The organism is Rhodoferax sp. P1_F3, from assembly GCF_056405715.1.
On the sequence record NZ_JBFUBO010000003.1, the window covers coordinates 298,443 to 317,795 of the forward strand.

The window sequence follows — 19,353 nt, forward strand, 5'->3', positions numbered from 1 at the left end:
AATGACAGAGGGTTTGCAGGGCTCAAATCGGGCATCTCATGAGCATGGCATTGACTCCGCCACGGGATTGCCAGGACGCGGCGTGCTCTTGGAAAAATTGAACTCCTTGCCGCGAGACTTGGACGTGGCACTTCTCTGCATTGATCTGGATCATCTGGCCTCTCTGAATGAGGCCATGGGACTGTCCGCTGGTGACAATGTTTTGGCTGAAGCCGCGAAACGGATTTCTACACGTGCCGAGCCAAGCAGCTTTCTGGCCCGCTATGGCGGCGATGAGTTTGCATTGTTGATTGAGAACGTTGCAAACTTTGAACAAGTCGGTCGCATCGCCTCGACTTTGATAGAGGAGCTAATGCGTCCCTACCTAATCGCGGGGAAAGAAGTTTTTGTAGGCGCCACCATAGGCATTGCCTATACGTTGAAGTCGCAATTGAGTGTTGCACAAAAACTTCAGGCAACCACTATTGATCAAGCATTGCACCACGCAAAAGCCGCCCTCTCCAGGGCTAAGGTCGTGTCAAGGGGTAGTTGGCTCCTGTATGAACCCGGCATGACACCGGTTTTAGGCGCGCGTCTCCATTTGGAGACGGAGTTGGCTGTAGCGGTGGCACAAGGACAGTTCTTGGTGTACTACCAACCCAAGGCTTCATGCCGCAGCGGGGCAATTACTGGGTTTGAGGCTTTGATACGCTGGCAGCATCCCACTAGGGGAATCGTGCCTCCATCGGAATTCATTCCGATCCTGGAAGAAACGGGATTGATAGACCGTGTAGGCGCTTGGGTTCTGAGAACCGCCTGCCAGCAACTCGCAGCCTGGGATCTCTTGGGGCACGACAGACTGACCATGGCGGTCAACGTCTCCCTTCGGCAACTTGTAGATCTGACCTATCCGGAATCGGTCAAAGCCATCCTTTCGGAATCCGGGGTGCCTCCGGAGAGGCTGGAACTGGAGCTGACAGAAAGTCTACTGATGCAGGATGTTCGACAAACGGAGGTGCTCTTATTTCGCTTGAAGGCACTGGGTGTTCGACTTTCGATTGACGACTTTGGAACCGGATACTCAAGTCTGGCCTACCTGAAGCGCCTGCCCATCGATACTGTGAAAATTGACAGAACCTTTGTACAGGACATCACCACAAATCCCAACGACGCATCCATTACCCGCGCAATCATCGGAATGGCCCGCAGTCTCAATTTATCCCTCATTGCTGAGGGTGTGGAGACGGAGGCTCAATTGTCAAAGCTAGTTGCTGAGCACTGCGATACGGTTCAGGGCTATTTCATCGGCAAGCCGATGCCTGCGGCGGATACTGTCGCATTGCTCGCATCTGGTTGGCGTTTGCCCCCAGAGCTGATTGGCCGCCCCACCAAAACAAGGACGTTGCTACTGGTGGACGATGAGGAAAGCATACTTTCTGCACTAAAGAGGCTGCTCAGGCGCGAGGGCTATCGGATCCTAAGTGCCGGCTCAGGCGCTGAAGGATTGGAATTGCTGGCGAAGAACGACGTGGACGTCATTGTCTCGGACCAGCGTATGCCCAATATGACAGGCGAAGAATTTTTACGCCTGGCGAAGGAACTATATCCAGACACCGTGCGGATGGTTCTCTCGGGCTATGCGGACATGCAATCCATAACGAATGCCATCAACCAAGGTGCAATCTACAAGTTTTTGAGCAAACCTTGGGATGATCAAGGCCTAAAGGACAACATCCTAGAAGCGTTCAGGCATAAAGAGCTTAGCGATGAGAATGGTCGGCTCACGCGCGAAATTGGGTTGATGAATGAAGACCTCAATCGCAGCAACAAGGCGCTCGCGGTGCTTTTGGATGAGCAAGCGCGCAGATCACTGGTCGGCCAGACGGCACTTTCGGTGGCGCAGCAAACTCTCCACCTATTGCCCATTCCGGTGTTAGGTCTCGATCCAAGTGGAATGATTGTTCTCAGGAATGAGGCGTTTGTAGGACTAGGAATAGACGAGGACACCATTTCATCGCTCGTTGGGAGACTCCCATCCTGGCCATCTACAGAGGTGAGCTATTCAGACCATGTTGATGCGGCAGGACGACAGTGGAGCTTGGCGGGGCGCAACTTGGCTAGCAGTGGGCACCATTCCGGAATGGTGTTCGTATTTTTTCGAGGAGCGCCACATGAGTGAAACGTCGCCCAGACCGGTGGTTACAGAAACTATGGTGGTGCAACCAAATGTTGCACCTACAGCACTTTCTGACTCAGACAATGAAACCTTGAAAGTGCAGCGGCGCTTCCGTCTCTCTGGAAATGGCCCAGCCAGCAGAGCGCTTCAGGTTGCTGTACTGGCCTTCCTGAAGCAAAAGGAAAATTAATGCAACCAAGCTTGGAGCAGGCGATTGCAGCCGTTCAGCAACTGCCGAACTTACCGAGTACCACGAGAGTGGTCTTGGGGTACCTGAATGATGACGACGCAGATATCAATCAGGTCGTTCAGGCCATTGCACGGGACCAAGGCTTGGTCGCGAGGGTATTGCGAATTGCCAATTCGCCTTTCTATGGTTTACCCAACCAGGTTCAGACCATTCATGAAGCCGTGATCGTTTTAGGCTTTTCAAACCTAAGGTTGGTCGTCACTGCAGCCATGATGACCGCTCAAAAATTTCCTGGGTTGGCGAGTGGCGTCGAGGTTCAAAGGCTGTTTCGTCACAGTATTGCCGTCGCCATATGCGCTGCCGCAATCGGACGGAGCAACAAGCTCAATCCTAACCTTCTGTTTTTAACGGGCATCCTGCACGATATTGGGAAGCTGGCACTCATGGCCACATTTACTGCCCAATATGAAGAAGTGCAGTCGCTTCGAGCATCCGGCAATCTATTGACGATCGACGCTGAAGCACAGGTGTTTGGGTTTAATCACGCGACTATCGGTGCGGCGTTATGTCGGCATTGGCATCTTCCAGAAGCCATTGCAGTCGCGATTGGTGACCATCATAGTTTCGGAGGCAACGACGATTTAGACCCGAGCGCCAAAGACTACAGTGCCTTCGCCGAAGTCATCCATCTCGCTGATGCCGTTGCGCTTGGGCTCAATTTGGAGGCTGATCCTCTGGCCGCAGTCCCTCCATTGTCAGAGCGTGGATGGATTCGCCGGATGGGATCACACGAAAAATTAGACATAGATTTCAAAGAGATAGAGAGGCTGTACCAGGAATTGGTCGTCTTGATCGATGGCCACAGTTAAATTAAAGCAAGGACGCGATATGCACGTCCGCAAACATAGACTTCATGTCGCCGAGCGCAAGTAGCAGATCTTCCAAGGTGCCTCCCAGCCGTTGCCGTACAAAGACCGGAAATTCCTCCACATGGGTGTTCCCTGCAAAACCGAGCTCCAATTTTTTGCTGATCTGGTTGGCTGCGAACACACATGCGCTAAGACTGGTATCCGGAAGCTCTGGACCGTACTGGTAGCGAATGGCGTCAATCAATTGGCTGGGAAACTGCCATTTCTCGACCAGCATCGCCCCCACAGTGGCGTGGTCCACGCCGATGATCCTCCGTAGTGTCAGATGGAGCGATTCCCCTTCCTCCTGACTATTGCGAAGGGCAAGGCGAAATTCAACGGGTTTGAATTGCGCCAATACGATTTTCCCAAAGTCGTGTAATAACCCGGCAATGAAGCAGTCGACCGGGTCTGCATCCGGTACTCTGGATGCCAAGTATTTCGCAATTGCTGCAGTCGACAAGCAGTGCTGCAAGTACGGTTGCACTTCGAATCCAGCAGGGTTCTTTTGGGGCAACGCGCCTATTGCCGCAATAGCCACGGCTAGGTTCTTGATGGTGTTGAAGCCCAAATAGACTACAGCATGGTCCAAGGAGGAAATTTTCTTTGGCAAACTGTAGTACGACGAATTGACTACGCGAAGTATTCTCACCGTGACAACCGGATCTTTGCCAATGACTTGGACCAGATCCTTTGGCGTGCAATTGATATCTTGGGTCAGAACCAAAATTTTACGCACGCTCTCTGGAAAAGCAGGCATCCCCTCAACGGCCAAGACAAGCTTTTGCGCCAATATGGTGCTCATGGAGACGTCCGTTTGCATCGTTGACTTTCCTCTATTGGGCAGATGATAGTAAGTATGGCTTTGTATATCGCTTTGATGTGCCTAGCCAGCTTCTTTCTTGAATTTCTCAACCGGCGCCATGTTTGTGGTGGCCGAGGTGCAGTGCTTACTGCATGAACCAGCCGTGGCTGACCACGATGGACTGACCGGTCAGCGCGTTGGAGTTGAAACTGGCGAACAGCAGCGCCACTTCGGCCACGTCTTGCACCGTGGTGAATTCGCCATCCACGGTTTCCTTGAGCATCACCTTTTTGATGACATCCTCCTCACTGATGCCCAATGCGGCGGCCTGCTCGGGAATCTGCTTTTCCACTAGCGGCGTGCGTACAAATCCGGGGCAAATCACGTTGGCGCGTATCTTGTATTTACCGCCTTCCTTGGACACGGTCTTGCACAGGCCGATGAGTCCGTGCTTGGCGGTGACGTAGGCGGACTTGAGCACAGAAGCCTCTTTGGAGTGCACCGATCCCATGTAGATGATGCTGCCGCCATTGCCGGACTTTTGCATGTGGGGCATGACGGCCTTCGTGGTGAGGAAGGCGCCGTCCAGATGGATGGCCAGCATTTTCTTCCAGTCGGCAAACGGAAATTCTTCAATCGGGTGCACGATCTGGATGCCTGCATTGCTCACCAGCACGTCCACTCCGCCATAGGCTGCCACCACTTCGGCCACGGCGGCGTTCACCTGGTCTTCGTTGGTCACGTCCATGGCCACGGCCATCGCAGTGCCGCCTGCCTTGGTGATCTCATCCGCCGCCGCCTGGGCCGCATCTTTGTTCAGGTCGGCAATGGCGACCTTGCCGCCTTCGCGGGCGTAGGTGAGGGCGATTTCCTTGCCAATGCCGCTGGCGGCGCCGGTAACGATGCAGACTTTGTCTTGGAGTTTCATGTCGGTGCTCTCAGTAGGTAGATATATGGAGGCATGAGGGGTTAGGCGTCAGAAGCCAAATCAAACACGCGCACGCCGTTGGCATTGCGCTCGCGTCCGGTCCAACGGGCATCGTGCAGGGTATGGGACATGTCGGCTCGGCCGCTGTCCCAGTGTTCTTTCATGGACAGGCGGGAGAACTCGTAGTCCTTGGACTGGCTTTCGTAGTGTTTGCTGCGGTAAATCAGGTGCACCACATCCACACCTCCTTCGCAGCGCAGGCGCGCCAGCGCGCGGGCATCAGGGTCATGGCGTAGCTCCGGCGGCAGCTTGGCCAGCAGGCGCTGTGCGGCCTGGGCAATCACCTGGCGGTCCAGTTCCATGGTGGTGTTGAGCCGCGTGCGGCTGGAGAAGCGGATGTCCTTCTCGCGCTCGGTCACCTCGGTCAGCGTGGCGGGCAGGGCGCCCGCAGCGGCAAACAAATCGACCTGGAACACGGTGCGCTGCTGGTCGCCCGGCTGGTCCAGCACGTACTGCAGCGGCGTGTTGGAGACCAGGCCTCCGTCCCAGTAGTGCTCGCCATCAATCTCCACGGGCGCAAAGCCCGGCGGCAGGGCGCCACTGGCCATGATGTGGCGCACATCGATGCGCTGCTTGGCCGAGTCGAAATATTCAAAGTTGCCGCTGCGCACATTGACCGCGCCCACCGACAGCCGCACGGTGCCCGCATTGATGCGGTCAAAGTCCACCAGGCGCTCCAGCGTCTGCCGCAGCGGTGCGGTGTCGTAGTAGCTGATGGCCTCCAGCGTGCCACGGGGCTGCAGCGGCGCGGGCGGAAAGCGGGGTGCGTAAAAGCCAGGCACGCCAAACAGCATCGCCTGGCTGGCACTGGTTTCGTTCAACAGCTCACGCAGCGGTGCGCTGGCCACGGTGGGGGGCGCCAGCGCGGAGCTGACTAGCTCCCAAAATTCACGCAACCGCGCTACACGCTTGTGGGGCGGGTTGCCTGCAATCAGGGCGCAGTTGATGGCGCCGATGGAGATGCCCGCCATCCAGGTGGGTTCGCGGTAGACCTTGCTCAGGGCTTCAAACACGCCGGCCTGGTAAGACCCCAATGCGCCACCGCCCTGCAGTACCAGGATGCACTCTTTGTCCGAATTTGATGTCATATGGTGGAAATGAATCTCACGTTGGGTCATTGCATCCGATGGTGCGGGGTACATGGGCATGTGTCAATGCGCCAAAGTGTGAACACGGGGTAAAGCCGCTGCCACGGTTTACAGGAATAAATAGGGCGATAGCTCCCGTAGAATATGCGCTGGAAGCTATCTATTTGATAGCAATGCGTCGTCAGCTTCAACGGCTGGGCTTGTTGTCGCGCAGCTGCCATGCTGCCACCACGGCGATGGCACACAGGGCCGCCAGCATCAAAAACGATTCATTGAAGGCGGTGAGCCGTTCGGGGTTGGTATTGGGGTGGGCCAGAGACTGGCCATGTGCGGCCAGCCGCCACTCCAGCACGATGGCGCAGACGCTCACACCTACGGCGCCGCCCACCGTGCGCACAAAGTTGATCACGCTGGAGCCCTGCGGGATCAGGTGCTTGGACAGGCCGCGCATGGCGCCCAGGTTTAACGAGGGCAGGATGAAGCCCAGCCCGATGCGGCCCACCACCACCCAGCCCACGATGAAGGCAATCGCCGTGCCCAGGCCCACAGTCACCATCAGCGCAAAGCCCAGCGCCAGCAGCATTAGGCCGATGCTGACCAGTACATGGGTGGGGTGCTTGTCCGCCAGCCGGCCCACCAGCGGGATGGTGGTGGCCAGCGCAAGGCCCGCGGGCAGCATGATGGTGCCCACATAGGAGGCCGACAGCCCCAGGCCCATCTGCAGGTACACAGGCAGCAAGTAGGTGGAGCCAAACAGCGCAGTGCCATAAATGAATGAAACCAGGCTGCCCATGGCGAACTGCCGGTGGTTGAACAGCGCCAGGTTCATCAGCGGGGTCTGCTGGTGGGGGCCGCGGTGGATGTGGCTCAGGCGCCGCTGCCATTTGACAAACACCAGCAGCGCCAGCGCCGCCGTGCCCAGCATCAGTGCGGAATGCGTGAAGCCGCCACTGTGCAGCGACACCAAGCCGTTGAGCAGGCACAAGGTGACGGCCGTGGCCAGGCCCAGGCCGCGCCAGTCCAGCGTGGGTTTGTGGGCCGGAGCTGCGTCGTCGCTGGTGGTGGTGAAGGCGGGGATGAAACGCCGCCCCATGTAGAGCGAGGCCAGGCAAAACGGCACCACCATGAAGAAGGTGGAGCGCCAGCCAAACCAGTCCACCAGCAGCCCGCCAATGCTGGGGCCGATGGCCGGTGCCAGCACCACGCCCATGCCAAACACGCCGCTGGCACGCCCCTGCTCGTTGGAGCCGAAGGCGTGCAGGATGATGATGGCGGGTATGGGTTGCACCACCCCCGAGGCCAGGCCCTCGGCCACGCGGGCCAGCAGCACCAGGTCAAAGTTGCTGCTGAAGCCGCCCGCAACGCCACCGGCCAACAGAAGCAGCATGGACCAGGCATAGGTGGAGCGATAGCCAAAGCGGGAGAGCAGCCAAGGTGTGGTCAGCATGGACACGGTCATGGCCACCATGAAGCCCGATGACACCCACTGCATGCGGTCCTACCCCAGGCCAAAGTAATGGCTCATGTCGGGCACTGCCACGTTGATGATGGTGGACGACATGATGGACGCCATGGTCCCAATCATCACGGACAGGAGCAGCAACCAGCGATAGCGCTCTCCGTGGCGGGCCTGCAGGCTGGCAAGGGTGTCGGTAGAGGGCATGAACCCATTTTGCCGGGTTTGTAGGACTGCGACTACCGCAGGTCGCGGCCGTGATCCCTAGGCAGCAGCACTCTGTAGCCTCAAGCTTCAACCACGCCATTGTTGCGCATGCCCATCGCGTTTTGCGCAGTGCTTTTCTCTTTCTCCGATTGGAATTCCATGACCTCATTCATTCCTGGCGTATTGGCAGCGGCCCTGTTGGTCAGTGCAGGCCACGTGAGCGCGCAGGTCGTGTTTTACGAAAACCAGGACTTCCGCGGCCGTGCGGTGACTGTGAACAAACAGATCGACAGCTTTCAGCGTGAAGGCTTCAACGACCGCGCCACCTCGGCCATTGTGCTGAACGACCGCTGGGAAGCCTGCGATGACGTGTACTTTGGCGGGCGCTGCGTAGTGCTGCGCCCGGGGCGTTATCCATCGCTGGCTGCCATGGGCATGAATGACCGCATTTCCTCGGTGCGTGAAGTGCACCGCAATGCCCGCATTGACGATAACCGCTATGCCCCCGAAGCCCCACAGCCTGTGTACGACAACCGCCGTCGCGGCCACGAGAAGCTGTACCAGGCCAAGGTGACTTCGGTGCGTGCCGTGGTCGGCCCGCTTGAGCAACGTTGCTGGATGGAGCGCGAAGACGTGCCCGCCACGCAAGGCAGCATGAATGTCACCGGTGCACTGGCCGGTGCCTTGCTGGGCGGCATTTTGGGCCACCAGGTGGGCAGCGGTGGTAGCCGTGACCTGGTCACGGTGGGAGGTGCTGTGGCCGGTGGTGCCATCGGCGCCAATGTGGGGCGCGACAACAAGCCCGCCACGACGCGGGAAGTACAGCGCTGCAACACCATTCCCAGCCAGGCCAAGCCCGAATTCTGGGACGTGGCTTACACCTTCCGCGGCAAAGAGCACCACGTGCAGATGACAGCGCCCCCGCGCCAGAACATCACGGTGAACGCCAAGGGCGAGCCCCGTGCCTGAGCCTAAGTAATCCGGAAAATTTCTATGCTGCGTCTGAGCTTCTCCATCGCCTTGAACTACAACATCACCCCGCCCGGGTGTGACTTCATCTTCAACATCCACGCGGCCCAAACTGCGCACCAGACGGTGGTGAGCGAGTCGCTCACCATCAGCCAGCAGGTGACGTCCAAGATGTACACCGATGCGGTGACGCACAACCGCTATTTGCGACTCAAGGCCTTTGCCGGCCCGCTGACCGTGCGCTACGAGGCGGTGGTGGACCTGGCCCACCATGTGGCCCAGCCGCTGGAGGTACCTGAGGTGCCCGTGGCCCAACTGCCCGGTGCGGTGCTGCCGTATATCTACCCCAGCCGCTACTGCGAGTCTGACCGCCTGCACCGCCTGGCGGTGAAAGAGTTTGGTCACCTGCCGCAGGGCTACACCCGCGTGCAGGCCATCTGCAACTGGGTGACCCAGCGCGTGATGTTTCGCTCCAACACGTCCAACGGCAACACCACGGCGCTGGACACCCTGGTGGACGAGACCGGCGTCTGCCGCGACTTCGCCCATTTGATGATTGCGTTGTGCCGCGGCGTGAACATTCCCGCGCGCTTTGCTACCGGCATTGACTACGGTGCCGACCCGGCCCTGGGCCCTACCGATTTCCATGCCTATGTGGAAGCTTTTGTGGGCAACCGTTGGTACCTGTTCGACCCCTCGGGCACCGCCATTCCCATGGGCTTTGTGCGCTTTGCCACCGGGCGCGATGCCGCCGACTCCGCGTTCGCCACCATGTTTGGGGGCGTGCAGGGCGCGGCCCCGGTCATGCAGATCCAGGCCATCCCCAATGCACAAGGTGTGCTGGTGGTGCCAGAACATGTTCCCCACGCCCTGTCCACCGACGGGATTGCCAACTACCACTGAGGGGACCACCGGTCCCCGGTTCACCGGAGAGAAGAATATGAAACCACGCACCATGCCCACCCTGTTGCTTGCCTGCACTCTGGCCGTTTTGGCCAGCGTAGGCTGCGCTACCCGCACACAAACTGCAGCTACCGCCAATGTGGCCGTGTCCAAAGCCGAAGTGGCCAATGCCGCTGACGCCGATGGCGTGCAGTTTGCCCCGGCTGAGATGGCTGCTGCCCGCGAGAAGCTGACTTTGGCCAACCAGGCTATGGCCACCAAGGACTACAAGGCCGCGACCGCGCTGGCCACCGAGGCCCAGGCCGATGCCAAGCTGGCCCAGAGCAAGGCCAAGTCGGCCAAGGCACAGGCCGTGACCGATGCGCTGCAGGACGACATCCGCGTGCTGCGCGAAGAGCTGGACCGCGCCAATGTGGCTAAGTAACGCAAGCCCACCCCTTTTCACCCTACATTCCAAGGAGTTCTTCATGAAACACGCTTACCTGACCCCCATCGCTCTAGCGATGGTTGTTTTTCTCGGTGCCTGTGCATCCGGCCCCACCAGCACCACCCAGTTGGAGAGTGCCCGCAATGACTACGCGCAGGTGCAACGCAACCCCGATGTAGGCAACTACGCCGCCCTGGAAATGCAGCAGGCCAGCGATGCCATGCAGCAGGCCAATACCGCATCCGACAAGGGCGAGAGCCTGGCCAAGGTAGACCAATTGGCCTACCTGGCGCAGCAAAAAATTGCCATCACACAAGAAGTGGTGAAACAGAAGTCCGCCGAGGCCACTGCTGCCCGCACCGCCAGGGAACGCGACCAGATGCAACTAAGCCAACGCACCAACGAAGCCAACCAAGCCACGGCCAATGCACAGCAGGCCCAGGTCGCTGCACAGATGGCGCAGATCGACGCCGCTGAAGCCCAACGCAAAGCAGATGAGGCCCGCGCAGCCACCGCCGACGCACAGACCCGTGCAGCGCTGCTGGAGAGCCAACTGGCCGAACTTTCTGCCAAAAAGACCGAGCGCGGCATGGTGATCACCCTGGGCGACGTGCTGTTTGGCAGCGACAAGGCCAACCTGACCGCAGGCGGCATGCGCAGTGCCCAGAAGCTGGCCGATGTGCTCAAGCAAAACCCCAACCGCAATGTGCTGGTGGAAGGCTTCACCGACAGCACCGGTGCCGATGCGTATAACCAGCAGTTGTCAGAACGCCGCGGCATGACCGTGCGTGAGGCGCTGTTGCAGATGGGCATTGGCAGCGAGCGCATCAGCGTGCGTGGCTATGGCGAGGCCTACCCCGTGGCCGCCAACGACACCGCGGCCAGCCGCCAGATGAACCGCCGCGTGGAGATTGTGCTGTCGGACGAGATGGGCAAGACCCAGCAGCGCTAAGCCTAGCGGTTGTCGCTGTCTGCTATTGTTTCAATAGCTATTGCCGCAGTTTCTACGGAGGTTGCGGCTATTTTTCTTGTGTAACCCACCAGATGCCCAGGCTCACCAGCACCAGGGCCACCAGGTATTTCCACTCCAGCAGCGATTCGCCCAGAAACAGCGCGGAGAGGCAGGCGCCAAACACCGGCACCAAAAAGCTGTACACCGCCACGGTGCTCACGCGGTTGAACTTTAGCAACACGCCCCACAGCGCAAAGGCCACGGCCGACAGCAGCGCCATATAGACCAGCAGCAGGCTGGGCGCCAGCGTGAACGCACCGATGTGCCCACCCGCAGCCCAGCCAATCAGCACCAGCACGACACCGCCGATACCCAGCTGGTAGCCCGTCATGACGACCGAGTCCATGCTCTGCGAAATGCGTTTGCCGTAGAGCGACGCAGCGGAGAGCACCAGCGCTGCTAGCACGATGAAGCCTTCGCCCAGCAGCGTGAACTCGCCATCGGTAGCACTACCGCCCAGCAGTCCGCCAATGTTCACGGCCAGCACGCCGACAAAGCCCAGCGCGCAGCCCATCAGCTTGCGCAAGGTCAGGGTGTCGTTGTGGTACACACAATGCGCCAGCAACACGCTGAAGAACACGCCCGAGGCATTGAGGATGGAGGCCTTCACCCCTGTGGTGTGGGCCAGGCCGATGTAGAAAAAAATGTACTGCAGCGTGGTTTGCAGCACGCCCAGCAGCGCCAGCTGTCCGGCCTGCGCGCGGTGCAAGATCAGCGGCTTGCCGGCGAGCCGCGCAAACACCAGAAGCAACGCGCCGGCGCCCACAAAACGGTAGCCCGCAAACAGCAGCTGCGCGGCCAGGTCATTGCGGTTGATGGCGAGCAGCGCATAGCCTTGTTTGATGGCGGGGTAGGCACTGCCCCATAGCAGGCAGCACAGGCTGGCCAGCAAAAAGACAACGCGAGGGCGGGTGAAAAATGGCGTGGAAGGTGACAAGGAAAGAGGGGGGCGCGGCAAGGCGCCCGGGAGCGGATTAACGGGGGGCGGGCGGATGCTGTGCCTTGAGGGCGGCAATCTGCGCGTCTTTTTCGCGCCAGAGCTGCTGCACCCACTGGGCAAAGGCTTCGCGGAATGCGGGGTCCTGGCCGTAGTCGCCACCCAGCAGGTGGCTGGGCACGGGGATGGAGCGCGCGCGCACCACCACGCGCGGCAGCTGGCCGCACAGGAAGGACCAGAACGTGGGTACGCCGTCAGGGTAGACGATGGTCACATCCAGGATGGACTGGAACTTGTCTCCCATGGCTTGCAGGGCCAACGCCAGGCCGCCGGCCTTGGGCTTGAGCAGGTACTGATAGGGCGACTGCTGCTTGGCGTGCTTGGCCGCGGTGAAGCGTGTGCCTTCCAGAAAATTCATCACGCTGGTGGGGATGAGGGCGAACTTCTCGCAGGCTTTGCGCGTGGTTTCCTGGTCCTTGTCGCGCATTTCGGGGTGCTTCTTCAGGTAGGCCTGGGTGTGGCGGCGCATGAAGGGGAACTCCAGCGCCCACCAGGCCAGGCCCATGATGGGCACCCAGATCAGCTGCTGCTTCAGAAAGAATTTGAGCAGTGGGATGCGCCGGTTCAGCAGGTGCTGCAGCGCCAGGATATCCACCCACGACTGGTGGTTGCTGCTCACCATGTACCAGTTGTGGCGGTCCAGCCCGTCCAGGCCCTGCACGTCCCACACGGTGCGTTGGGTCAGTACCATCCAGCCGCTGTTGCAGCCGATCCAACCTTCGGCAATGAACAGCAGCACCGGGTCAATGGCCAGACGTACGGTACGGAATGGCAGTAGCAGTTTGACCAGCGCGAAGAACAGCAGGACGGGTACCCAGAACAGTACGTTGAGCGTGAGCAGCAACGAGGCAATCAACCCCAGCAGGGGTGCGGGCAAAAAGTGCAGCATGGGACTTTCAAGCTTTCAAGGTTGGTAGAAACACAGGGTGTTTCTACCGTCGGCCTTGGCTTGGTACATGGCGGTGTCGGCCTGCTTGAGCACGTCGCTGGGCACCATGCCTTCGCCTTTGAACAGTGTAATGCCGATGCTGGGTGAGGTGGTGTAGAGGTGGGTGTTGAGCAGGTAGGGGTCGTTCAGGCTGGCCAGAATCTTGTGGCCTACGGTGGTGGCGTGCAGCCGGGCCTCCTCGTACTCGGGACTCAGGTCCTGGATTAGCACCACAAACTCGTCGCCACCCAAGCGCGCCACGGTGTCCACCGCGCGAATGCTTTGTTGCAGGCGCCGCGCCACTTCCTGCAGCAGCAGGTCGCCCACGTCATGGCCGTGCGTGTCGTTGAGTAGCTTGAACTGGTCCAGGTCCAGGAACATCAGTGCGCCGTGCTCACCCTTGCGGTGGCTGGCGCCCAGGGCCTGTTGCAGCCGGTCGGTCAGCAGGCGGCGGTTCGGCAACCCTGTCAGCGTGTCGTGGAAGGCCAGGTGGCGAATCACCTCCTCGGCGTTCTTGCGCTCGGTGATGTCGCGCGCAATCGCGATGAAGCGCTCTTCCTCGCCCGGCACCGTGGGCTTGCGCACTACCGACAACTCAAACCATTGCTTGCCCGCGTGTAATTCCAGGCTGTATTGTTTTCCGTAGGAACTGCCTGTCGCCTGTGCTTCGTTCAATGCGGCCATGCAGGTATCCGCGGCATCCTTGGGCAAAATGTCCGACACCAATCTGCCGAGCAGAAGCTCGGGTTGGCGCTCCAGCAAGCTGTTGTTTTGGCTGTGCACAGCGCGGTAGTGCCCTGCAGCGCTGCATTCAAACAGCAAGTCAGGAAGCGCTTTGAGGGTGGCCTCCAGTTCCGCTTGTGTGGCATGCAATTGCGCTTCGGCCTGCTTGCGGCCCGAAATATCCATCAGCGTGCCCACCATGCGCTGGGGCGCGCCGTCCTTGCTGAACTGCACCACCTTGCCGCGGCTGCTGAGCCAGATCCAGCGGCCATCGGTGTGGCGCGCACGGTACTCGGCCTGGTAGGCCGGACTGTTGCCGGTCAGATGGCCGCGCATGGCCTGCATGGCGGTGCTCAGGTCGTCCGGGTGCACCAGGTGGCCCCAGGCCCGGCCGAACTCGCTTTCGCGCGGGTCGCGGCCCAGCATGTGGCAAGAGCGTGCGTCCAGAAAATAACCGCGCTCGTTGGTCAAGTCGTGGTCCCAGCGGCCCAGGTCGGCACCCATGATGGCCAGTTCCAGTTGCTCGGTGGTGTCGCGCAACAGGGCCTCCGCTACCTTGCGTTCCTGGATATTGCGCGACATGCCCAGCACGCCAATGACGTTGCCGTCGTTGTCACGCATGGGCGTCTTGGTCACCTCAAACAGGTGGCCCTTGGGGTTGATGATGGTGACGGAATTTTCTTCAAAGGTCACCGAGCGGCCGGCCTGGATGGCCCAGCGGTCGCTGACCAGAAAGGTCTCCGCTACCGACTCCTCCACCCAATGCGCATCGCGTGTACCGATGATGTCGGGGGGCGTGATGCCTAGATGGCTGGCAAAGGCGTCGTTGCAGGTGAGGTAAACGCCGTCGATGTCCTTGAGCCACACCTGGTCGGGAATGGTTTGCAGCACGTTGCGTAGCAACGCCTCGCTCTTGCGCATCGCGGCGCGGGAGGCACGTTCGCGCGTGATGTCCTCCATCGTGCCCTCAAAGTACAGCACCTTGCCGTCCTCGCCCAGCATCACATGGGCATGCTCACGCACCCAGATACGCTCGCCGGTTTTCAGGCGGTACACCTCCGACACAAAGTTGGTGACCTGGCCCTGGGCCAGGATCAGTTCGGCGAATTTCTCACGCCGCTGCGGGTGCACATAGGGGGCGCGGCCATGCGCCTGCAAGTGCCGCTGCATTTCCTCTTCGCTGCTGTAGCCGTTGAGCTGCAAAAACGCAGCATTGACCATGAGCAGCTTGCCCTCCACGCTGGAGCGATATGCCCCAATCGGCAACTGCTCAAAGAGCGTGGAGGTGTCACGCAGTGACATGGTCAAGCGGAGTAAGGCGTCGAGCCTACTTCAGGCTGCCGGATAGAAACTGGGCCAGGCGTTCGCTCTTGGGGTTGGCCAGCACCTCTGCAGGGTTGCCTTCTTCCTCGACCAGGCCCTTGTGCAAAAAGATCAGGTGGTTGGCCACCTCACGCGCAAAGCCCATTTCGTGGGTGACCACCACCATGGTTCGGCCTTCCAGCGCGAGGTTTTTCATGACCTTAAGCACTTCGGACACCAGTTCGGGATCCAGCGCGCTGGTGGGTTCGTCAAACAGCATCACCTCAGGTTCCACCGCCAGCGCACGGGCAATCGCCACACGCTGCTGCTGGCCACCGCTCATGTGCGCGGGGTAGCGGTCTTCCACACCGGACAGCCCCACCTTGGCGAGGTACTTGCGCGCGGTGTCCACGGCTTGGTCTTTGGAAATTCCCAGCACGTGCACCGGCACTTCGATGATGTTTTGCAACACCGTCATGTGGGCCCACAGGTTGAAATGCTGGAACACCATGGCCAGCCGCGTGCGCAGGCGCTGCAGCTGTTTGGCGTCCTTGGCTACCAGCTCGCCCGTGGGGCCGGGCACCAGCACCAGTTCTTCGCCGGCGACGTGGATACGGCCTTGGTGCGGGCGCTCCAGCATGTTGATGCAGCGCAGGAAGGTGCTCTTGCCCGAGCCCGAGCTACCAATGATGCTGATCACATCGCCCGCATGGGCGGAGAGCGACACGCCCTTGAGCACCTCGTTGCTACCAAAGCGCTTGTGGATGTTTTCAACCTGAAGTTTGAGGGGTTTGCTGGTCATGGCAGTGCAGGGTAATGCGTTGGGAATGGAGAAGGCCGGGTGTTCAGGCCCCCAGCAGTTCCCCGGTTCGGAAAGGAGTGGCGCCGGCTATCTTGCCGATTTCTGCGCCTGAGACGGCATAGCGGTCCCGTACCCTGGCGTAGAACACGCCGGCCACACCGGCCACCACACCGTGGCTGGTGTTGGCAATGGGGTCAATGACTTCGGCCACCAGATCGCCCACCTTCAGGGTCTGGCCCACCTCGGCTGCGTAGACCACTACGCCGGGCACCGGGGTGTTCAGGGTCTCGGAGCCGGCCAGGGGCGTGGCCGCGCAAAGAGCCGCGGGGATGGCCACCGGGCCACCCGCAATGGCACCGCTGTGCTGCAGGAATGCGAGCACGGCCGCGGCATCGTCGCGTGCAAAGGCGTGGGCCACGTCGGCCTCGCCACGCAGCTCTACCGTGGTGCTGCAGCAGCCCTGCGGCAGCGGCGCGCTGCGGCCTGCGGATTTGAGGGCTTCGGCCAGTTGCCACCAGGCTCCCGACAGGCATTCATCAAACGGACCACCACCAGAGTTTTTAGCCAGCAGGATGGCATGGGCCTGGAGCAGATGGGCCAGCGGTGCGAGTTGGGGCCAGCAGCTTTCCTCGGTATAGAAGTGCATCACGCCTTCGCAGTCGCAGTGCAGATCAATCACATAGTCGGCGTCGTGGGCCAGTGTCAGCAAGGTGCGGCGCAGGCTTTGCAGCTCGGTGGCGGGCTGCCACTGTCGCAGGTATTCGCCCATGGCGCGGCGCACCGTTGCCACGTTGGCCGCCGGGTCGGTACCGAGGGCGTCCTTCACCAGTGGGAACACGGCTTGGGCCAGATCGGGGTAGTGGCGGTTGAAGTTTTCCGAGCTGTCCAGCTCAAACCGGCCCATGGGTTTGTGGTCCACGCGCTGGGCTAAGCCAATCGGGTTGGCGACCGGGACCAGGATGATTTCGCCTTGGATTTGTCCCGCCGCTTCGGCGGCATCGAGGTGGGCGCGCAGGTGGTGCGCCACCAGCATGCCGGGCAGTTCTTCGGCATGCAGGCTGGCCTGGATGTAGATCTTGGGGCCCTGGCCCGGCGTGCCGTAGTGAAAACTGCTGAGGCTGCGGTGGCTGCCCAGGCTGTTGGAAAGCAGGGGGTGGTCAGTGCGTTGCATAGCGTCTTAGTGCGTGCGGGGCGCGAGGTAGGCCAGGAATTGTTTTTCTGCCAGGCGGAAGATCCCGATCAGGCAGAACGAAGCCACCAGGTAAATGGCAGCCGCAGCAATGTAGGCTTCAAATGGCAGGTAGTAGTCGGAGTACACGCGGCTGGCGGCGGCGGTGACGTCCAGCATGCTGGGCACGGCGCTAGCCAGGCTGGTGCTCTGCAGCATCATGACCACCTCATTGCTGTAGGCGGGCAGGGTGCGACGCAGCGCACTGGGCAGCACGATGTAGCGCATGACCTGGAATCGACTCATGCCGTAGGCCTGAGCCGACTCGATCTCCCCGGCCGAAGTTTCGCGGATGGCGCCTGCCAGCATCTCGGCGGTGTAGCCTGCGGTGTTCAGGCTGAAGGCCAGCAACGCGCAGAAGAAGGGCTCCTTGAAATGCGTCCAAGGCCAGACATCGTCCCAGCGCGCCTGGATCCATTCCAACTGGCCCAGGCCGTAGTAAATCAGGTAGACCTGGATCAGCAGCGGTGTGCCGCGGATTACATAGGTGTAGGCCCCGACGATCCAGCGCAGCGGTGCCCAGGGACCGGTCAGCAGCAGGGCAAAAATCAGCGCCAGCACGGCACCAATGCCCAGCGACGAGAACAGCAGTCCCAGCGTGGTGAGGATGCCGGTGGCGTAGAGCTCCAGGTTCTGGGGCTCAAAAATCACATGCCATTTCATAGTTCACCCCGCTTGGCACCCAGGCTGTAGCGCGCGTTGAGCTTGCGCAGTGCGTACAGCGAGATGGTGGTGTAGATCAGGAACAGGGCCGCCGTGAACAGGAAGAATGCAAACGGCGAGCGCGTCGCGGCGCTGGCCTGTTTGGAGAGGTAGGTCATTTCCTTCAAGCCAATCAGGCTGACCAGTGCGGTGGACTTGATCAGCACTAGCCAGTTGTTCGTGAAGCCGGGCAGGGCGTAGCGCACCATTTGCGGCGTGGTGATGCGCACAAAGGTTCTCAGCGGGCCCATGCCGAAGGCCCAGGCCGCTTCCATTTGGCCCTTGGGGATGGAGAGGATGGCGCCGCGGAAGGTTTCCGTCATGTAGGCACCATAGATAAAACCGAGAGTCAGTACGCCGGCCGCAAAGGGGTTGATGTCGATGGTGGCCTTGCTGCCGGAGAGTTCCAGCAGGTGGTTCAGGCCAATGGTGCCGCCGTAAAACACCAGCAACATGACGACCAAGTCAGGCACGCCGCGGATGACGGTGGTGTAGGCCGAGGCAATGGACACCAGCACCGGGCGCCCAGAGAGTTTGGCTGCAGCACCAAGCAGCCCCAGGACGATGGATACCAACAGCGCGCAGAGCGACACGCCAACCGTCAGTACCGAGCCTTGCAGGATGGCGACGTAATAAGCATTCATGAGGGGCTAGAGGCAATTAACGCAACGGGGCGCAGAAACGCGCCCCGTTGCGTTGAGCTGTTACAAGATTACTCGCCGTAAACGTCGATGTTGTACTTGGCGAAGTACTTGTCGTTCAGGGTCTTGTAGGTGCCGTTGGTACGGATGGCCTTGATGGCGTCGTTCAGTTCGGCTTTGAGCTTGTCTTCGCCTTTGCGCAAGGCAATGCCAGCACCGTAGCCGTAGTACTTGGGATCCTTCAGGTCAGGTCCGACCAGCTCGTACTTGGCGCCTTCGGGCTTGGACAGGAAGCCACCGGTGACTTCCATGTAGTCGGCCACGGTACCGTCCAAACGGCCGGACTTGATGTCCAGGTAAACCTGGTCTTGGGCTTCGTAGGAGTTCACGATCACGCCAGCGGGTTTCAGGTCACCCAAAGCGTATTTTTCTTGGGTAGAGCCCTTCAGAACGCCAATCTTTTTGCCCTTGATGGATGCTGCATCGGTGAACTTCACACCCTTTTTCAGCACCAGACGGCTGGGGGTGTTGTAGTACTTGTCGGTGAAGTCGACTTCTTTCATGCGGTCGTCCGTGATGGACATGGAGCTGATGATGACGTCGTACTTCTTGGCGTTCAGGCCGGGAATCATGCTGTCCCAGACTTGTTCGACAAATTCGCACTTGCGCTTGATTTGTTCGCAGAGGGCGTTGGCCACGTCCACGTCAAAGCCGGTGGGCTTGCCGTCGGCGGACTTGAAGGTGAAGGGTTCGTAGGTAGGGTCGATGGCGACCTTCAACACGGCGGCTTCAGGCGCAGGTGCGGCAGCGGCGGGGGCCGATGCGGGAGCAGCAGGCGCTGCGGGCGCAGCTTCTTCTTTTTTGCCGCAAGCGGCCAAAACCGAGGTGACTGCCAGTGCCAGCAGGAGTTTCTTCATGGAAA

General features: G+C 60.2%; 18 protein-coding genes and 1 pseudogene. 7 read left to right on the top strand and 12 right to left on the bottom strand.

Annotated elements, in window-relative coordinates; translation table 11 throughout:
- Nucleotide 1 precedes the first annotated feature (1 nt).
- Genes AC1DZ5_RS07375 through AC1DZ5_RS07385 form a run of 3 tightly spaced genes read left to right on the top strand, consistent with a single transcriptional unit; the run spans nucleotide 2 to nucleotide 3,214 of the window.
- Nucleotides 2-2,158 (top strand): EAL domain-containing protein, encoded by a 2,157-nt coding sequence (locus tag AC1DZ5_RS07375; protein WP_477887575.1) that lies wholly within the window; start codon nucleotides 2-4, stop codon nucleotides 2,156-2,158.
- Complete coding sequence (locus AC1DZ5_RS07380; RefSeq protein WP_477887577.1) at nucleotides 2,151-2,345, top strand: hypothetical protein; 195 nt, start codon at nucleotides 2,151-2,153, stop codon at nucleotides 2,343-2,345. Before AC1DZ5_RS07375 ends, AC1DZ5_RS07380 begins: the two co-directional genes overlap by 8 nt.
- A complete protein-coding gene (locus AC1DZ5_RS07385; RefSeq protein WP_477887579.1) occupies nucleotides 2,345-3,214 on the top strand; it encodes an HDOD domain-containing protein in 870 nt (289 codons plus the stop codon). The genes AC1DZ5_RS07380 and AC1DZ5_RS07385 overlap by 1 nt, the downstream gene beginning before the upstream one ends.
- 1 nt (nucleotide 3,215) lies before the next feature.
- Here the strand turns inward: AC1DZ5_RS07385 and AC1DZ5_RS07390 are convergent, their stop codons facing one another.
- From AC1DZ5_RS07390 to AC1DZ5_RS07405, 4 genes and pseudogenes are all read right to left on the bottom strand, one after another.
- On the bottom strand, nucleotides 3,216-4,076 hold the full coding sequence (locus AC1DZ5_RS07390; RefSeq protein WP_477887581.1) for an HDOD domain-containing protein: 861 nt from the start codon (nucleotides 4,074-4,076) through the stop codon (nucleotides 3,216-3,218).
- 127 nt (nucleotides 4,077-4,203) lie between these two features.
- Nucleotides 4,204-4,986, bottom strand: coding sequence for a 3-hydroxybutyrate dehydrogenase (locus tag AC1DZ5_RS07395; protein WP_477887583.1), 783 nt, complete (start codon nucleotides 4,984-4,986; stop codon nucleotides 4,204-4,206).
- Nucleotides 4,987-5,027: 41 nt separating this feature from the next.
- Nucleotides 5,028-6,134, bottom strand: coding sequence for a DUF3734 domain-containing protein (locus tag AC1DZ5_RS07400; RefSeq protein WP_477887585.1), 1,107 nt, complete (start codon nucleotides 6,132-6,134; stop codon nucleotides 5,028-5,030).
- A gap of 187 nt (nucleotides 6,135-6,321) precedes the next feature.
- A pseudogene (locus tag AC1DZ5_RS07405) lies at nucleotides 6,322-7,797 on the bottom strand (DHA2 family efflux MFS transporter permease subunit).
- 159 nt (nucleotides 7,798-7,956) lie between these two features.
- On the opposite strand from AC1DZ5_RS07405, the gene AC1DZ5_RS07410 reads away from it, so the two are divergent.
- From AC1DZ5_RS07410 to AC1DZ5_RS07425, 4 genes are read left to right on the top strand one after another with little or no spacing between them, the layout of a single operon-like run.
- On the top strand, nucleotides 7,957-8,766 hold the full coding sequence (locus AC1DZ5_RS07410) for a beta/gamma crystallin-related protein (protein ID WP_477887587.1): 810 nt from the start codon (nucleotides 7,957-7,959) through the stop codon (nucleotides 8,764-8,766).
- A 24-nt stretch (nucleotides 8,767-8,790) separates the two neighbouring features.
- Nucleotides 8,791-9,669 carry a transglutaminase-like domain-containing protein gene (locus AC1DZ5_RS07415; protein ID WP_477887589.1) on the top strand — a complete coding sequence of 293 codons (879 nt, stop codon included), beginning with the start codon at nucleotides 8,791-8,793 and terminating at the stop codon, nucleotides 9,667-9,669.
- Nucleotides 9,670-9,706: 37 nt separating this feature from the next.
- Nucleotides 9,707-10,093: a DUF4398 domain-containing protein gene (locus AC1DZ5_RS07420; RefSeq protein WP_477887591.1), complete on the top strand. Its 387-nt coding sequence runs from the start codon at nucleotides 9,707-9,709 to the stop codon at nucleotides 10,091-10,093.
- Between the two features lie 43 nt (nucleotides 10,094-10,136).
- Nucleotides 10,137-11,048, top strand: coding sequence for an OmpA family protein (locus AC1DZ5_RS07425; protein WP_477887593.1), 912 nt, complete (start codon nucleotides 10,137-10,139; stop codon nucleotides 11,046-11,048).
- A gap of 67 nt (nucleotides 11,049-11,115) precedes the next feature.
- Here AC1DZ5_RS07425 and AC1DZ5_RS07430 read toward each other — a convergent pair whose 3' ends face one another.
- From AC1DZ5_RS07430 to AC1DZ5_RS07465, 8 genes are all read right to left on the bottom strand, one after another.
- Nucleotides 11,116-12,045, bottom strand: a complete 930-nt coding sequence (locus AC1DZ5_RS07430) for a DMT family transporter (RefSeq protein WP_477887595.1) — start codon at nucleotides 12,043-12,045, stop codon at nucleotides 11,116-11,118.
- 37 nt (nucleotides 12,046-12,082) lie between these two features.
- Nucleotides 12,083-12,994 carry an acyltransferase gene (locus AC1DZ5_RS07435; protein ID WP_477887597.1) on the bottom strand — a complete coding sequence of 304 codons (912 nt, stop codon included), beginning with the start codon at nucleotides 12,992-12,994 and terminating at the stop codon, nucleotides 12,083-12,085.
- A 15-nt stretch (nucleotides 12,995-13,009) separates the two neighbouring features.
- Nucleotides 13,010-15,058 (bottom strand): diguanylate cyclase domain-containing protein, encoded by a 2,049-nt coding sequence (locus tag AC1DZ5_RS07440; RefSeq protein WP_477887599.1) that lies wholly within the window; start codon nucleotides 15,056-15,058, stop codon nucleotides 13,010-13,012.
- A gap of 25 nt (nucleotides 15,059-15,083) precedes the next feature.
- Nucleotides 15,084-15,860, bottom strand: coding sequence for an ABC transporter ATP-binding protein (locus AC1DZ5_RS07445; RefSeq protein WP_477887601.1), 777 nt, complete (start codon nucleotides 15,858-15,860; stop codon nucleotides 15,084-15,086).
- 43 nt (nucleotides 15,861-15,903) lie between these two features.
- Nucleotides 15,904-17,031: a succinylglutamate desuccinylase/aspartoacylase family protein gene (locus AC1DZ5_RS07450; protein ID WP_477887603.1), complete on the bottom strand. Its 1,128-nt coding sequence runs from the start codon at nucleotides 17,029-17,031 to the stop codon at nucleotides 15,904-15,906.
- 6 nt (nucleotides 17,032-17,037) lie between these two features.
- Nucleotides 17,038-17,751: an ABC transporter permease gene (locus AC1DZ5_RS07455; protein WP_477887605.1), complete on the bottom strand. Its 714-nt coding sequence runs from the start codon at nucleotides 17,749-17,751 to the stop codon at nucleotides 17,038-17,040.
- Nucleotides 17,748-18,434 (bottom strand): ABC transporter permease, encoded by a 687-nt coding sequence (locus AC1DZ5_RS07460; RefSeq protein WP_477887607.1) that lies wholly within the window; start codon nucleotides 18,432-18,434, stop codon nucleotides 17,748-17,750. The genes AC1DZ5_RS07455 and AC1DZ5_RS07460 overlap by 4 nt, the downstream gene beginning before the upstream one ends.
- Nucleotides 18,435-18,502: 68 nt before the next feature.
- Nucleotides 18,503-19,348, bottom strand: coding sequence for an ABC transporter substrate-binding protein (locus AC1DZ5_RS07465; RefSeq protein ID WP_477887609.1), 846 nt, complete (start codon nucleotides 19,346-19,348; stop codon nucleotides 18,503-18,505).
- Nucleotides 19,349-19,353: the final 5 nt, after the last annotated feature.